The sequence below is a fragment of the Kribbella sp. NPDC004536 genome (assembly GCF_042873835.1).
Lineage (GTDB): Bacteria > Actinomycetota > Actinomycetes > Propionibacteriales > Kribbellaceae > Kribbella.
The window spans coordinates 1,652,662-1,668,385 of sequence record NZ_JBIALY010000001.1; the positions used below are offsets into that span (position 1 = coordinate 1,652,662).

Consider the following 15,724-nt stretch of genomic DNA (forward strand, 5'->3'; position numbering starts at 1 on the left):
CAAGCGGCTCGGGGGCACCACGGGGCACCACGGGGCACCGAAGGCGATCGAGGGCGGGAACGAAGAACCCCCAGCGTCGGAGAGTGGTCTCTGACCTGGGGGTTTGGGTGGAGCCGCCTGTCGGAATCGAACCGACGACCTTCTCATTACGAGTGAGACGCTCTGCCGACTGAGCTAAGGCGGCGGGTGCTGCGGCAAGAGTGTAGCGGGAGGAGGGGGAGGATTCCGAATCGGTTCCTCCTGGGTGGTACGGCCGGGTGGGTCGGTGTGTTTGGGATCACTCTCCTGGGGCGAGGGTCCTCCGGCGGCGCGCGGTTCTCCAGGGTCAGCGAGCAGGGTGCTCGGGGTTCGGCGTGTGGCGCTCGAGTTGGCGTGTGGGTCTTCGACGTTGGTGCTTGGTCGTCCGACGGGCTGGGGCGGTTCGACAGGATGTGTGTCGTGTACTGCAGCCGGCCTCGCGCTGGGTGGGTGATGGGGGTGCCGGGCGGTAGGTGTATACGTCCTGTCGGGCGGTCGGGCGGTCGGGCGGCCGGGCGGCCGGGCGGTGGGCGTGTGTGGCTTGACGGGCGGTCGGAGGCGGTGGGGGAGTCGTGGGGTCGGTGGGGGAACCTGGGGTGGGGATTTGTGCGTCGTAGGGGCGGGAAAAGGGGGGCTGAACAATTGGGGTGGGAAATGCGTTGACTTGGGTGTGGGTGTTGGGTGAGACTATTTCCCGCAAGCTGAGAAAACCTGAGGAGAGATCGTGTACGGGTCGGACATTCTGAACGAAGCCTGGCGGTTGGGCCGCATGGCTTTGTCGGCGTGCCTGCGATCCGTGGGCGGCGAGGCCTACCAGACCCACCGGCTCAGCCTGAGCGTGGGCGGTTCGTCTGGATGATCCCTGAACTGGGGAGATCTCCAGGAGCCGTCTGAGCCGGGCACCGGCAGCAGGCGGCTCTTTTCTTTTGCCCGCATTCGCGGGATTTATCATTCTCCGGTATTCACGGATATCGGCATGAACAATGACAACTGGACATTTGTCGCAATTACCAGCTGTAGGCCAGTGGCCAGGCCGCCTCATTTGGGTTGAGGAGAACGGAGGTTCGAGTCCTCCCAGCTGGACCAGGCGCCCGCGGAATGCTTGCTACCGGCCGAGCGGGCGCCACGAGCTGCCCTGTGCCGGAAATCCGCACCACATCCGGCACAGGGCACCGAACGCCCGTGGCTCAACTGGAGAGAGCGCCTGCCTACGAAGCAGGAGGGTGCAGGTTCGAGTCCTGCCGGGCGTGCTGTGTCCGAAGCGGAAGTGGGCGATGCGCCGGGACGTGGCCCCGGAGGAAGCGGGTTCGAGCCCCGCCGGACACCCTGCGGTACCAGCCACTCACGTGGAGTACCCCCGCGGCTCTGGCCCAACTGGAAGAGGCGCCTGGCTTAGGACCAGGAGGTTCAGGGTTCGAATCCCTGGGGCCGCACGAACCGACCGACACCGAGATTCCCCGACCTGCTGACCGCCGGTCGGGCACACTGGAGAGGAGGAGGAACCACATGAGCGGTGTGATCGTCCTGAACGCCTCGTACGAGCAGCTGCACGTCGTGTCGATCCCGCACGCCATCCGGATGCTCGTCCGGGAGGTCGCCGTCGTCGAGGAAGCGCACGACGGCGCCAGCATCGGCCCGTTCCCCCTCCCCCGCGTGCTCCGGCTGGTCCGGTACGTCGTGATGAAGTGGCGGTACGCCGGTGGCCGGCTGCAGTACACGCGGGCCGGCGTACTCAAGCGTGACAAGTACACCTGTGCGTACTGCGGCAAGCTTGGCGCCACCACCATGGACCACGTGATCCCACGCTCGAGAGGTGGGCGTGGCGAGTGGCTGAATGCCGTCGCCGCGCACGCGACATGCAACGAGAAGAAAGGCTCGCGCACCCCGGAAGAGGCCGGCATGCCGCTGTTGTGGCAGCCGTGGATCCCTTCCCGTGCCGAGTTAGCGCTCTGACCCCGACCCACCAGGTGTCGCGGCGGAGCGCGATGCCAGGTGGGCGACGGTGACCCACCCTCGGTTCTGACCCGAGGCCCCGCAGGTTCGAGCCCTGCCCTGGCAGCGATGGCGGAATAAGCCGAGTTTCGGCCTATCGGCAACCGTTTCGAAAACGGTCGGCCCTTCAGTGGGCGTGCAGGTTCGAGACCTGCTTCCGCCGCATGCAGACGAACAAGGAGGGAATCGTGGAGCTTCCGGTTGAGCTGAGTGGGGCCAAGAGCTCCACGCTCATGTGGGCGCAGGAGTACGACGTGGACGCGAAGGCGCTGCAGCAGCTGCGGAACATCGCCGCGCTGCCGTGGGTGCACGGCGTCCGGGTGATGCCCGACGTACACCTCGGCAAGGGTGCGACGGTCGGGTCCGTGATCGCGATGTACCAGGCCGTGTCGCCGGCCGCGGTCGGGGTCGACATCGGGTGCGGCATGGAGGGTGTACTGACGTCGCTGACGGCCGCGGACCTGCCGGATGACCTGTCGGCGATCCGGTCCCGGATCGAGGCCGCCGTACCCGTGGGCTTCCGGGCGCACGAGGATGCGGTCGGGGTACGCCGGCTCGGTCTCGACCCGCGTCCGTGGGACAAGCTGTGGGGCGCGTTCTCGAGTCTGCACGACGGGGTGCAGGACCGGGAGCGGAAGGCGAAGCAGCAGATGGGGTCGCTGGGTGGCGGCAACCACTTCATCGAGGTGTGCCTCGACGACGAGGACCGCGTGTGGCTGATGCTGCACTCGGGTAGCCGCAACATCGGCAAGGAGCTCGCGGAGCGGCACATGCGGATCGCGCGGGACCTGCCGCACAACGCGGACCTCCCGGACCGTGACCTCGCGGTGTTCCTGTCCGGTACGCCGGAGATGGACGCGTACCGCCGGGACCTCACCTGGGCGCAGGAGTACGCCGCGCGGAACCGGGCGGTGATGCTGGCGCTCGTGATGCAGGCGGTGCGGGAGTCGTTCGAGGTCGGCGTACGGTTCGAGCAGCCGATCTCGTGCCACCACAACTACGTGGCCGAGGAGCAGCTCGACGGGCTCGACCTGCTCGTCACCCGGAAGGGGGCGATCCGGGCCGGGCGGGGCGATCTCGGGCTGATCCCCGGGTCGATGGGCACTGGGTCGTACGTCGTTCGCGGGCTCGGCTCGGAGCGCTCGTTCTACTCGGCCTCGCACGGGGCAGGTCGCCGGATGAGCCGCAACGAGGCCAAGCGCCGCTTCACCGTCGCGGACCTGGTGTCGCAGACCGAAGGCGTCGAGTCCCGCAAGGACGCCGGCGTCATCGACGAGATCCCCGCCGCCTACAAGGACATCGACTCGGTGATCGCCGCCCAGTCGGACCTGGTCGAGGTAGTAGCCCACCTCAAGCAGGTCATCTGCGTCAAGGGCTGAAACAGGTTCCTGCCGTGCGCAGGGGACATGGCAGGAACCTGCTGGGTGAGGTCCGCCTGTTGGTAGGGGCTGCGGTTTGCTGAACCGTTGTCGGTTGACGTGCCGGCTCGCGAGTTCGAATCTCGCTCTCACCGCTGGGTGGCTGGGAAGGACCAGCCACCCTGCCATTCCAGATAGGACAAGAGAGGAGGACCGGCCGTGGCCGACCTCAGGAACAGGAAGCGGGTGCCTGGTGGCAGGACCGGTGCTCCGGTCAAGCAAGGGCACTCGATGCGGCGGGTGCTGCTCGCGTGCGGGCATGTGCAGCGTGATCGGATCGCGCACCGTGGGGATCACGTGTGGTGCGAGGCCGAATGCTCCGACTGGACGCGAGTCGTGTCCGTGCAGGAGTAACGCGTGCGTAAGGACGGGTAGTGGTCGGGCTGTTGAGGGTGCACGGGGTGCCTGTACAGCGTCTCGCCGGTGCACTACCCGTTCTTCGGTACGCAGACCCTCTGGTGACGGAATCTCGCCGGGCCCTCCGAAGGCTCGGTTCCTGGTTCGACTCCGGGCAGGGGGACTAGCTGATCGTCGGGTCGTAGTGGGTCGAGAGGTGTACTTCGGTTTCGGCTCGGGTGGAGAGGATTCGCAGGCGTACGTCGTCCAGCTGCAGAGGCTTGTCCAGCGGTAGTAGACGACGGTGGCCGATCGTGGTGCCGGTGGCGATCTCCTGCCACGAGCCTTCGGTGAATGCGTCTACCGCGAAGGACTCGATCTGTTGCCCCTGCTCGATGTCTTCCCGGAGGTCGAGTACGTTCACTCGGCCGGGAAGCTTCACCGCAGTGTCGTAGTACTCGCGGATCGCGGCGCCGAAGGCGGTCAGGGCCTCGACGTCGGGGTCGGCGAACAGGCCGCGGCGGTCCGGTGGGATGTTGAGGAGTAGTACGGCGTTCCGCCCGACCGACTTGCGATAGATGTCCAGGAGTTCCGGCACCTGTTTCACCGCCGTGTCCTCGGCCGCGTGGTAGAACCAGCCGGGCCGGATCGACACGTCGACCTCCGCCGGGTACCAGCGCAGCTCATCGGCCTGCGCCAACTCGTCGGGCCCGGCCACAGAACGCGCCGTCTGCTCGGCAACCATCGCACCGTCGGCGAACGGTACGACGCTCCACTCCGTCTCCCGGGCGAAGCCGTCCTCGTTGCCGACCCACCGTACGTCCGGCCCGCCGACCGCGATCGTCGCATCCGGCGCCAGCCGCCGGATCAGGTCGAACCAGGCGTCGAACGCGTACGTCTGCGCACTGCTGGTCGGGTTCGCCCCGTCCAGCCACACCTCGGCGATCGGCCCGTACGACGTCAGCAACTCGTGTAGCTGGTTCAGGTAGAACCGGTTGTAGTCGTCGACGACGTACTCGAGCTCGCCGATCCGCGACGGTACCGCCGGGCTGCCGTTCCCGTAGTACCCGCCGGGCGCCTTCTCCTGGTAGAGGTCCGCCGGCGAGAGGTAGACGCCGAAACCGAGCCCCGCGACCTGGCACGCAACCGACAGCGCCCCCACCACGTCTCCCCCAGTAGCAACTGAGTGATCGAGGAACTTGCTCGGCCACAAGCAAAAGCCGTCGTGGTGCTTCGCCGTCAGGATCACGCTCTTGAACCCGGCGCCGGCCAACGTCCGCGTCCACTGCGAGCAGTCCAACGCCGTCGGAGCGAACGCCGCGGGATCGTCAAGGCCGGTCCCCCACTCGAGATCGGTGAAGGTGTTCGGGCCGAAGTGCACGAAGGCCGTCAGCTCCTGCCGCTGCCACGCGACCTGCCGCGCCGACGGACGTACGGCCGAAGCATCCATCACAGCAGCACCTTCCCGGGGTTCAACAGGTTCGACGGATCGAAGGCGGCCTTGATCCGCCGATGCAGTTCGAGCCCGACCGGACCGAGTTCGGTCTCCAGCCACTGCGCCTTCAACGTGCCGATCCCGTGTTCGCCGGTGATCGTCCCGCCGAGCCGCAGTCCCAGCTCCATCACCGCGCCGAACGCCTCCAGCGCCCGCGCCTCGGCGGCGGCGTCGTTCCGGTCGAACACCACGGTCGGGTGCATGTTCCCGTCGCCGACGTGGCCGGGGCAGAAGATCAGTACGTCGTACTGCGCACCGATGTCGGCGATGCCGCGCAGCAGGGTGACGAGTTGCGAGCGCGGTACGGAGACGTCGTCGATCAGCGTGATACCGAGCCGCTCCAGCGCGGGGTTGACCAGCCTTCGGGCCTCGAGGAGCATGGCCGATTCCTCGGCGTCGGAGGCTTCGGCTACGTCGATGGCACCATAAGACGTGCAGATCTGGGCGATCCGCGACACGTCGTCAGCTGCCCGCGCTCCGCGGTCGGATTGCGCCAGGAGCATCGAACCGACATCTCCAGGTAGGCCCATGTCCCGATAGCCCTGGATTGCCCGCAGGGTTGGTTGATCGAGGAACTCCAGCAGCGAGGGGCTCAGGCCGGCGGCCATCACGGCGGCGGCCGCGGCGATGCCGTCTTCGATGGTGCGGAAAGTGGCGGCGGCGGTGAGGGCGGCTTCGGGGGCGGGGCGGAGCGCGAGGGTTGCCTCGGTGACGATGCCCAGGGTGCCTTCGGAGCCGACGATCAGGCGGGTCAGGTCGTACCCGGCGACGCCCTTCGCGGGCCGCCGGCCGGTGCGGACGACCTCGCCCGACGCCAGTACGACTTCGAGACCGCGGATGAAGTCCGACGTCACGCCGTACTTCACGCAACACAGCCCGCCCGCGTTCGTGGCGATGTTGCCGCCGATCGTGGACATCTCCCACGACGACGGATCCGGCGGATAGAACAGGCCCTGCTCCAGGACGGCCCGGGACAAGGAGGCATTGACCACGCCTGGTTGTACGACGGCGACCTGGTCCTCGACCGAGATCTCGAGGATCTGGTTCAGCCGTGCGGTCGACAGCAACAGGCAACCGTCAACCGCGTTCGCCGCACCGGACAGCCCGGTGCGGGCGCCTTGCGTGACCACCGGTACGCGGAACTCGGACGCGAGCCGCATCACCTCCTGTACCTCGGCCGTACTCGTTGGCCGCACCAACGCCCGCGGCATACCGGCCGTGCAGAACGTGGCGTGATCGTTGCGATGACTGTCCAGGATGTCCGGATCGTCGACGACGTCACCGAGGACCGACCGCAGCCGGTCGACGAACTCATCCCTCATCTTGTTCCGCGAGCAGTCGCAGGATCAGCTCGGCCCGGCGGACGCGCTCACGTCCGAGAGCTTCAGCTGTACCGGAAAGATGAGCACCGACCGGGTAGATGTTCGGCGCGTTCCGCAGCCCCATCTTCAGGTACACCGGTGCGGCGACCCGGACGACCTCGGGTACGTCGTAGAAGCGCACGTGGCCGCCCTGGTCGTCGGGGACCTCGATGTACATGTCGATCGGTACGGTTGTCACCGACCGGATCTCCGCGAGTACCGGCACCGGCAGGTCGGTCGACACGTTCAGGCTGGTCGCGCCGAGCCGCTCGTACAGCCGCGCGGTCGGTGCGTTGGGCAACGGCATCAGTACGGACGTCTTCAGCACCAGGTCGGCGGGCAGCTCGCCCTCGAGCTTCAGCTGGCCGAGGATCTCCAGTACGCCGATGTCGCCGACCAGCAGGCTCCGTACGCCGAGCTCGACCGCGCGGAAGGCGTCACACAACGACGCCGCGACCTGGTCGTTGCCGCGCGCAACACCGCCGACCGCGGCCGAAACCTTGGCCTGACCACCGATGTCCCAGGCGCCGCGCGGCCCGAGGAACAGGCACACCTCGACGCCCGCCGCGGCGCCGAGCGACAGCATCTCCTCGACCTCGCCGTCGGTCAGCATCATCACGCCGCTGCCCTGCGAGACCCGGTCGATCGTGATCCCGCGTTCCTTGGCCTCCTCGAGTACCGCGGTCATCACCCGCGGCCCTTCGCAGGAGGGGATCTCGATCCTGTACGGCGACCCGTCGGAAAACGTCCTCGCCGACGTTTCCCCGGGCCGGAAGCCGCGGTCGGCCAGCAGCGCACGTGCTTCGCGGAGGTTCATCTGTCGCTCCAAGGTCCGAGACGCCCGCCGGGCGCCAGATCGCGCGCCGTACCGGTGATCTCCAGGTCGAACCGTTCGGCCGCCTCGGTCAGCAGGGCCGGCGTCACCATCAACTCGTTCGGCGACAGCGTGTCCTTGATCCGGGCCAGCCGGAGCTCCGACCAGTGCCGCCGCCCGCACATGGTCACGGCCGCGAGTACGGCGGCCTCGTCGTCCTCCATCACCATCGGCAGCCGCGAGCGGCGCGCACCGCCGGCGCCGGAGGTGAGCGCGTTCACGTAGCTCGCCTGCAGGTCGATCTGCTCGAGTAGACGCGCCGGGATCACGTCGGCCAGACCGAGACCGGACGCGTTTCCGTGCGAGGCCGGCGACAGCGAGTGGACGCTGATCGCAGCGATGTCCGGCGATTCGAACTCCGGGATGCCGTGCACCCAGCAACGGCCGATCACGTTGGTGTCCATGCCGGCGCCGGACTTGTCCTTGCCGAGTTCGTCGACCACTAGGACGTCTAGGCTGTCGAACGGGAGACGCCCTAAGAGACTGGACGCTCTTTGTAGTAAGGAGGTTTCCGGCGCTTCCGCGATGCCGGATGCTTCGAGAAGCTCGACCGCTGCGGTGCGGTCCTCGGCGTTCTCCAGGATCGCCAGGCCGCCAAGGATCTTGCCCTGCGCAACGATCATGCGGGCCGCGGCCTCGATGTTGCCGCCGAGCGACGGGATGCCGCCGGCATGCAGGGAGGCGGCGCCGCGGTGGTTGCCGAGGCCGATTGCGAGGATCTTCGCGATCCCGCTCTCGATCGGGCCGCGGAAATCGGTGTGCGGTTTGATCCGGTTGACGAGCAGGACACCGTCGGCCTTCGCGGCGATCGCGTCGTGGTGCACCTCGGTACCGTCGGCCAAGGTCCCGACCACGACGGTTTCCATCGTCGCCTCGATGGGACAGCCAACGGTTTCCGGGGTGATGCCGAGGCCTTCGAGCATTTCCCGCTGGCCGTCGGCTGTCGCACCCCCGTGCGATCCCATCGCGGGCGTCACGAACGGCTCGGCGCCCGCGTCCCGCAACCAGTCAACGGCTGCCTTGACGACGGGTACCAGGTCGCGGATCCCCCGGCTTCCTGCGGTCACGGCGATCCGCGCGCCCGGGCGGATCCGTTCCCGCAACGGCGCAAGCGCTGCGAGTGCGTCGGCGTACGGGTCGGCCGACACCGGCAGATCGGTGAGGATCCGCCGGATCGGCGTCACCTGAGGAAGCGTTCCGGTGGGCCGCAGCCCCCGGATCGCCTCGAACGGGCCCCAGTTCATCAGTGGCTCTGGCGGGCTACGGCTGAGCCGGTGCGGCCTACCAGGAAGTCGAGGTCGCAGCCCTTGTTCGCCTGGGTCACGTGGTCGACATAGAGGCGCGCCCAGCCTCGGTCGGTAGGTGGAGTCGGTGGTTGCCAGTCGGCGCGGCGCTTCTCCAGTTCTTCGTCGGACACGTCCAGGTGCAGGCGGCGGGCCGGTACGTCCAGTTCGATCCAGTCGCCGGTGCGTACCAGCGCGAGCGGCCCACCGACGGCCGCCTCGGGAGTGACGTGCAGTACGACAGTGCCGTACGCCGTACCACTCATCCGCGCGTCCGAGATCCGCACCATGTCGTCGACACCGATCTCCGCGAGTTTCCGCGGGATCGTCATGTTGCCGACCTCCGGCATCCCCGGGTACCCGCGCGGGCCGGCGTTCTGCAGTACCAGCACGGTGTCCTCGTCGACATCGAGGTCCGGGTCCTCGACCGCCTTGTCGTACTCCTCGATGCTGCTGAACACCAGCGCCTTCCCCCGGTGCCGCGACAGCCGCTCGGACGCCGCGGACTGCTTGATGACGGCACCGTCCGGCGCGAGATTCCCCTTCAGGACGGCGGTTCCCGCGCCGCTGCCCAGCGGATCACCGACCGGACGAATCACCGCGTACGTCTCGCTCCCCGCGGGCGCGCCCGGGTACGTCGCCTCGATCCGCTCCGCGTTCGCGACGTTCTCCCCGATGGTCCTACCGGTCACCGTGATCGCGTCGGTCTTCAGCAGCGGCAGGATCTCCTTCATCACCGCGGGCAGGCCGCCGGCATAGTAGAAGTCCTCCATCAGGTACTTGCCCGACGGCTGCAGGTCGACCAGCCACGGCACGCCGCGCGCCCACTCGTCGATGTCGTCCAGCGTCACGTCGACGCCGACCCGGCCGGCGATCGCGAGCAGGTGGATGACGAAGTTGGTCGAACCACCGATCGCGGCGTTCGCGCGGACCGCGTTCGCGAACGCGTCCCGGGTCAGGACGTCACTGATCTTGAGGTCCTCGCGAACCATCTCGACGATCCGCTGCCCCGACTTCTGCGCGACGACGTACCGGCGCGAGTCGACCGCGGGGATCGCCGCGGACCCGGTCAACTGCAGGCCGAGCGCCTCGGCCATGCACGCCATCGTGGAGGCCGTACCCATCGTCATGCAGTGCCCGTTGCTGCGGGACTGCCCGGCCTCGGCCGCGGCGAAGTCCTCGGCCGACATCCGGCCGGCGTTCAGGTCCTGCGTGAACCGCCACACCGCCGTTCCGGAACCGATGTCGCAGCCCCGGAACTTGCCGTTCAGCATCGGTCCGCCGGTGACCACGACAGTCGGCAGGTCGACGCTCGCCGCGCCCATGATCGAACCGGGCGTGGTCTTGTCGCAGCCGGTCAGCAGTACGACGCCGTCCAGCGGGTTGCCGCGCAGCGACTCCTCGACGTCCATGCTGAGCAGGTTCCGGAACAGCATCGCGGTCGGCCGCAGCAGGGTCTCCCCGAGCGACATCACCGGGAACTCCAGCGGGAAACCTCCGGCCTGCCAGACGCCGCGCTTCACGGACTCGGCGAGCCGGCGCAGGTGCGCGTTGCACGGTGTCAGTTCGGACCAGGTGTTGCAGATCCCGATCACCGGCCGGCCGTCGAACACCTCCTCGGTGAAGCCTTGCGACTTCATCCAGGACCGGTGGATGAACCCGTTCCGGCCCTTCTCGCCGAACCAGTGGTCGAAGCTGCGCAGGCCGATCGGCTCGTCCGGTTCGTCAACGGTCGGTTCGTCCGTCATCGCGTCACCTCGTCTGTGGTCACGGTTCCGTTCACCCGCCGGGTGATCCCGGCCGGGTTGGAGTCCTTGAGTACGTCCGGCAGCACCGTGTCCGGCGCGTCCTGGTACGCGACCGGGCGCTGGAACCGGCGTGCCGCGGTGACGCCGACACTGGTGTGGATCGACCCGACCGTGGACGGGAACGGACCGCCGTGGTGCTGGGCCCAGGAGACCGCGACCCCGGTCGGCCAGCCGTTCCACAGAACTCGTCCTGCTCTGGCGGTCAGCTTCGGCAGGAGTTCGCGGGCCAGGTCGGCGTCCGAGTCCTCCGCGTGCAGGGTCGCGGTGAGGTTTCCTTCGAATGCCTCCAGAGCTTGCGTCAACTGTTCGGTTCCGTCGTACTCGACGACGATCGAGACCGGGCCGAAGCATTCTTCGAGGATCTCGTCGCGGCGGGCGAGCAGCTCGGCAACCGTTGTCTGGAGCAACGTTGCGCCGCCGGACGCCCAGACACGTACGCCGTCGACCTTCTCCAGGCGATCGAGGCCGGAGGTGAATCCGTCCTTGATCCGGTCGTTCAGCATCGGCGCCTCGGCGACTCCGCCGGCCGCAGCCGTCAGGTCCTCCTGCAGGCCGTGGCCGGCCGGGAGGAAGAGCAGGCCGGGCTTGGTGCAGAACTGGCCGACGCCGAGCGTGAACGAGCCGACGTACCCGGTGGCGATGTCCTTGCCGCGGGCATCGACCGCGGCCTGGGTGACGAACACCGGGTTGAGGCTGCCGAGCTCGCCGTAGAACGGGATCGGCTCGGGGCGGGTGACGGCGATCTCGTGCAGCGCTTTCCCGGCCGACACCGAACCGGTGAAGCCGGCCGCGGTGATGCGGGGGTCCTTGAGCGCGGTGACGCCGACGTCGAAGCCCGCGATCAGGCCGAACGTACCCTCCGGTGCACCGGCCTTGTTGAGCGCCTCGATCATCACCTCGGCGGTGCGGGCGGAGAGCTCCGGGTGGCCCGGGTGGGCCTTGACGATCACAGGGCAGCCGGCCGCGAGCGCGGACGCGGTGTCGCCGCCGCAGACGCTGAACGCGAACGGGAAGTTGCTGGCAGCAAACACCAGGACGGGACCGAGCGGTACGAGGACGCGGCGCAGGTCGGGGCGCGGAACGGGCTTTGCCTGCGGGTCCTTCGTGTCGATCGTGACTTCGAGCAGCGAGCCCTCTTCGAGCGCGTCCGCAAACATCCGCAGCTGCCCGGTGCTGCGGGCAACCTCACCGGTCAGCCGAGCCTCCGGGAGAGACGACTCCCGCATGGCGATCGGCACCAACTCCCCGGCGGCGGCGTCGAGCGCGTCCGCGACCGCGCGGATCCAGCCGGCTCGCACGGCAGGCTCCGACGAGCCGAAGGCAGGTGCGGCCGCTGCCGCAGCCGCAAGCGCCGCCTCCAGCTGAGCGGGGGACGTGTCGCCCGCGGCTCCTCCGCCACCGGTGCTCGCACCGGCCGCCGAAGCGCCGCCGACAGCGGGCGCAGCGCCCGTTCCGGCGCTGGCGGCTGGGGTGTCGGTGGGCGTGCCCGGGTGCTGCGTCATCGGAGTCCTTCCAGGTTGTCGGTGGCGAGGAATGCGAACGGCTCGCGGCCGGTGGCCACCGGGTTGGTGAGGGTGCCGAGGTCGTCGATCGTGATCGTGATGACGTCGCCCTCGGCCAGGGTGAAGTCGAGTTCGGGGACGATTCCGGTGCCGGTGGCAAGGATCACGCCGTCGGGGAAGTCGTTCGGCAGGAACAGTACGTCGATCAGGTCCTGGAGGTCGCGGACCAGCTTCTCGGTCGACGTCGTACCGCTGAACACCTCCGCGTCACCACGCCGGATCGACAACGTGATACCGAGCGCCTTCGGGTCGGCGACCTCCCACACCGGGCGGATCCCGGACGCCAGCGCGCAGCCGCCCGCGAACAACTTCGCCTGCGGTACGTACAGCGGGTTCACGCCCTCGATCGACCGCGAGCTCATGTCGTTACAGATGGTGAAGCCAACGATCTCACCGCGGCTGTTGGCAACGACCGCGAGCTCCGGCTCGGGCACGTCGTGGCCGGAGTCGGAGCGGATCCCGACCGGTTCGCCGTCGACGACGACCCGCCAGGCCGGCGCTTTCTGGAACAGCTCAGGCCGGTCGGCGGTGTAGACCTTGTCGTAGACCGACTGCTCGCTGCTCTCCTCCATCCGCGCACCACGCGACCGTTCGTACGTCACTCCCGCGCACCACACCTCACCGCGGCCGTCGAGCGGCGGCAGGAACTTCAGCCCGTCGGCTGGCAACTCCGCGCCGACCTTGGCGACCGCGGCCTGCAGGTCGTCGAGCGGCAGCCGAAGCAACTCCGCGAAGCTGTTCACACCCTCCAGCGGAGCGACCGCCGCACCGGTGCGCACACCGGGGACCGGGCGACCGTCGACCGGGGAGAGATAACGGACCAAGTGCATTGACGCGCCTTTCACATCGACGTCCCGAGCAGTCCACGAGTGATCTGGAAACCTATGTTGCCGGAGGCAACCGCCTTCGGGACGAGCCGCCGGCTCGCGACCGCCGCGATGGTGTCGAGCCCGATCCGCGCCTGCTCGGCCGCGGCACCGGTGGCCACCGCGTCGAGGTCGTCGCCGTACGACGCCACCGTCTCCGGGTCGTTGCTGAACTCGACGACGGGTACGAACCGCTGCGCGGACAAGGTGCCACCGGCAACATGCGCGAGGACCTGCTGCACGCCGGTCGCCCCGAACCCGGTAGCGGTTTCCATCCAGTCCGTCCCCGGCATGCGCATCACGTGCCACCCCGGCGCCGCGATCCGCTGCCCATGCGCGACGGTCGGCCCGACCGCGTCCGCGGTCCCGAACGCGGCCGTACGGAAGCCATCGTTCGCAAGCAGCGCTCCACGCGACGACAGTACGACGGAACCGCCGGCGCCGACGATTTCCTGCCCGATCAGCGCCAGCGCCTCGGCGGTCTGGTCGGAGAGCGGACCGCGCGCCTCCAGGCCGATCGTGAGCGCGCCGAGGTCACCCGGCTGCTCGACGGGAGCCGGGAGGTCGAAGCTGCTGAACCAGTCCTTGACCTTGCCGCCGACCGCTTCGAGACCGCCGTCGGCCTGGATGCTCGCCCAGCCGAACCGGGACGGGTCCGCGCCGGCCTCGACCAGCCGCGAGCGGAAGTAGTCGTTGTGCGTCTTCTCGCAGCCGTGTTCCAGGAGCAGCGCCATCCGGGTGTTCGGGTGCAGGAGGTACCCGAGCATGATCCGCGCGAACGTCTCCTCCGAGGCGCCGCCGCTGCTGCCGCAGCCTTCGGTATGCGGGAGCGCGACCATCCGGGTGACCGCGTCGCCGGCCCATTTCTCCAGCTCGGCCTGGGCCGCGAGGCGCAGCGCGATCTGCCCGGAGCACAAACTGGTCGGCAGGATCAGACCGACCGCCTCCGGAACCAGGCGATCGTCGACGGTCAACAGACCGGCGATCGTGCGGCCGTCGGAGGTCAGGCCAGGGTGCGGCAGGCCGTCGAGCGGGGCGTCGCGGTCCTCGGCCGGCAGGTCGGCGAGCTTGCGAGCCATCCGGCCGTCGGTGGTGATCGAGATGCCTTCGCGCGGACCGGTCTGTTTCCAGTTCCGCCAGATCGACACCTGGCTGTGCCCGGCGCGTTCGCCTGCGCTCTTCTCCCCCGACGCGACGCGGACGACCAGGTCGAACGTTTCCGCGGTCAGGTCGGCCATCGGCGTACCGGTCAGGTACTTGCCTGCGTCGACGTCCATTTCGGCGTGCAACCGTTCGTACCGGGCGCTGGTGGTGACGAACTTGAGCGTCGGGACGAACGGGAAGTTGGTGATCGACCCGTTGCCGGTGGTGAAGAAGATCAGGTTGCAGCCGCTGCCGATCTGGCCCGCCACCGACTCGAGGTCGTTGCCAGGGCTGTCCATGAAGATGTAGCCGTTGCCGGGCAGTGGTTCGCCGTAGTCGATCACGTGGTCGAGCCGGACCTCGCGCGGAAGTTTCCGCGCGGCCCCGATCGACTTGAGCACGATGTTGTACAGCCCGCGGTACACGTTGCCGCCGGACGGGTTGCCCTCGGCGGTATGACCGTGCCAGCCGACGCGTTCCTTGAACGACTTGATCGTGGCCAGGAAACGTTGTGCGGTGGCGAGATCGCGGACGTTCTTCAGTACGTACGGCTCGGCGCCGATCAGCTCGTCGGTTTCCGCGAGGACCGCCGTACCGCCGTGGCGAATGACTTCCGCGCTGACCTGACCGGCGAGCGGGTTGGCGGAAATTCCGGAGAACGCGTCACTTCCACCGCACTGCAAGGCGATCTTCAGGTCGGCCAGCGGGACCTCGACCCGCGGCTGGGCGTCCACGATCGGCAGCCACGGTTCGATCAGTGCGCCCGCCGCGGTCAGGTCGTGCTCGAAGCCGGCGCTGCGGGTGAAGTACGCGTGCGGCACCTTGATCGACGGGTAGTTGTTCTCGGCAAGGAAGTTCTTGATTGCCTCGCCCGAGACGACGTCGCCTTCGGTGTCGACGATCAGCACGGCGCCGACGTTCGGGTTCAGCGTGAAGCCGCCGAGGGTGGCGAGCAGGAAGTGCAGGTTGTTCGGTACGTCGTCCTCGCCGCCTTCGGTGTGCGCGACCGGTACGACACCGTCGCCCGCGGCGGCCCCGTCGAAGCGCCGCGCGAGCTCGGTGACGAACCCGCTGCTGCGGGAGCTTGTCGCCAGCAGTACGACGTGGTTCCGCGTACCGGCCGGGCCTTGCTCGCGCGGGTAGCCGAGGAACGTACCGGGCTGCTCGACACTGGTCACCTGGGCGCCGAAGTTCAGCGCGGACTCGTCCAGCTCGAACGGGTCGAGCGGCTCGTTCGTCGCGGACGGCTCGCTCGGCAGTCCCTCCACGCCGCGAGCGGCGACCGCGGCGAGGCTGGTCGGCGTACAGACGTAGTCGCCCGGTTCGAGATCGCGGGACGCGCGGGCGAAAGCTGTGTTCCAGGAGGTCAGTGCAGCACCGGTCGCGACCGGCTTGACCACGAAACGGTGCCCTTCGAGCACGGTGTGTGGCAGCGTAACCGGCGTACCGTCGAGCTCGACCTCGGTGCCGGCCGCCAGCTGTTGCGAGGCGATCGCGACGTTGTCGCCGGGCTCGGGCAGCACGCCGATCTCTTCGAACCTCACCATCGTTCGCGACTCCCCATAGCT

Annotated in this window: 10 protein-coding genes and 8 tRNA genes; 9 read left to right on the forward strand and 9 right to left on the reverse strand. The window is 68.6% G+C overall.

Annotation, left to right across the window (positions count from 1 at the left end):
- Positions 1-108 precede the first annotated feature (108 nt).
- Positions 109-184 (reverse strand) — tRNA-Thr (locus tag ACFYRU_RS08180).
- A gap of 844 nt (positions 185-1,028) precedes the next feature.
- Between ACFYRU_RS08180 and ACFYRU_RS08185 the strand changes: the two genes are divergently transcribed.
- The 9 genes from ACFYRU_RS08185 to ACFYRU_RS08225 all read left to right on the forward strand — a co-directional run bounded on the left by ACFYRU_RS08185 (position 1,029) and on the right by ACFYRU_RS08225 (position 3,523).
- Positions 1,029-1,104: transfer RNA gene (locus ACFYRU_RS08185), tRNA-Pro, on the forward strand.
- Between the two features lie 90 nt (positions 1,105-1,194).
- Positions 1,195-1,268: transfer RNA gene (locus ACFYRU_RS08190), tRNA-Arg, on the forward strand.
- A gap of 2 nt (positions 1,269-1,270) precedes the next feature.
- Positions 1,271-1,344 (forward strand) — tRNA-His (locus tag ACFYRU_RS08195).
- A gap of 33 nt (positions 1,345-1,377) precedes the next feature.
- A tRNA-Leu gene (locus tag ACFYRU_RS08200) sits at positions 1,378-1,451 on the forward strand.
- A 73-nt stretch (positions 1,452-1,524) separates the two neighbouring features.
- Positions 1,525-1,971 (forward strand): HNH endonuclease, encoded by a 447-nt coding sequence (locus tag ACFYRU_RS08205; protein WP_387654556.1) that lies wholly within the window; start codon positions 1,525-1,527, stop codon positions 1,969-1,971.
- Positions 1,972-2,004: 33 nt separating this feature from the next.
- Positions 2,005-2,077 (forward strand) — tRNA-Gln (locus ACFYRU_RS08210).
- Between the two features lie 4 nt (positions 2,078-2,081).
- Positions 2,082-2,173: transfer RNA gene (locus ACFYRU_RS08215), tRNA-Ser, on the forward strand.
- Between the two features lie 70 nt (positions 2,174-2,243).
- A complete protein-coding gene (locus tag ACFYRU_RS08220; RefSeq protein ID WP_387658055.1) occupies positions 2,244-3,389 on the forward strand; it encodes an RtcB family protein in 1,146 nt (381 codons plus the stop codon).
- Between the two features lie 44 nt (positions 3,390-3,433).
- Positions 3,434-3,523, forward strand: a tRNA-Ser gene (locus tag ACFYRU_RS08225).
- A gap of 425 nt (positions 3,524-3,948) precedes the next feature.
- Here the strand turns inward: ACFYRU_RS08225 and ACFYRU_RS08230 are convergent.
- Genes ACFYRU_RS08230 through ACFYRU_RS08265 form a run of 8 tightly spaced genes read right to left on the reverse strand, consistent with a single transcriptional unit; the run spans position 3,949 to position 15,703 of the window.
- Positions 3,949-5,214, reverse strand: a complete 1,266-nt coding sequence (locus ACFYRU_RS08230; RefSeq protein WP_387658058.1) for an alpha-L-fucosidase — start codon at positions 5,212-5,214, stop codon at positions 3,949-3,951.
- The gene (locus ACFYRU_RS08235; RefSeq protein ID WP_387654559.1) at positions 5,214-6,581 is read right to left on the reverse strand and encodes an FAD-binding oxidoreductase; all 1,368 of its coding nucleotides are present in this window, start codon (positions 6,579-6,581) and stop codon (positions 5,214-5,216) included. The genes ACFYRU_RS08230 and ACFYRU_RS08235 overlap by 1 nt, the downstream gene beginning before the upstream one ends.
- Positions 6,571-7,437: a U32 family peptidase gene (locus ACFYRU_RS08240; protein ID WP_387654560.1), complete on the reverse strand. Its 867-nt coding sequence runs from the start codon at positions 7,435-7,437 to the stop codon at positions 6,571-6,573. The genes ACFYRU_RS08235 and ACFYRU_RS08240 overlap by 11 nt, the downstream gene beginning before the upstream one ends.
- Positions 7,434-8,738: a DUF2088 domain-containing protein gene (locus tag ACFYRU_RS08245; RefSeq protein WP_387654561.1), complete on the reverse strand. Its 1,305-nt coding sequence runs from the start codon at positions 8,736-8,738 to the stop codon at positions 7,434-7,436. Before ACFYRU_RS08245 ends, ACFYRU_RS08240 begins: the two co-directional genes overlap by 4 nt.
- A complete protein-coding gene (locus tag ACFYRU_RS08250) occupies positions 8,738-10,525 on the reverse strand; it encodes an IlvD/Edd family dehydratase (protein ID WP_387654563.1) in 1,788 nt (595 codons plus the stop codon). The genes ACFYRU_RS08245 and ACFYRU_RS08250 overlap by 1 nt, the downstream gene beginning before the upstream one ends.
- Complete coding sequence (locus ACFYRU_RS08255; RefSeq protein ID WP_387654566.1) at positions 10,522-12,087, reverse strand: aldehyde dehydrogenase (NADP(+)); 1,566 nt, start codon at positions 12,085-12,087, stop codon at positions 10,522-10,524. The genes ACFYRU_RS08250 and ACFYRU_RS08255 overlap by 4 nt, the downstream gene beginning before the upstream one ends.
- On the reverse strand, positions 12,084-12,977 hold the full coding sequence (locus tag ACFYRU_RS08260) for a fumarylacetoacetate hydrolase family protein (RefSeq protein WP_387654568.1): 894 nt from the start codon (positions 12,975-12,977) through the stop codon (positions 12,084-12,086). Before ACFYRU_RS08260 ends, ACFYRU_RS08255 begins: the two co-directional genes overlap by 4 nt.
- Before the next feature lie 11 nt (positions 12,978-12,988).
- On the reverse strand, positions 12,989-15,703 hold the full coding sequence (locus tag ACFYRU_RS08265; protein ID WP_387654571.1) for a UxaA family hydrolase: 2,715 nt from the start codon (positions 15,701-15,703) through the stop codon (positions 12,989-12,991).
- Between the last annotated feature and the right edge of the window lie 21 nt (positions 15,704-15,724).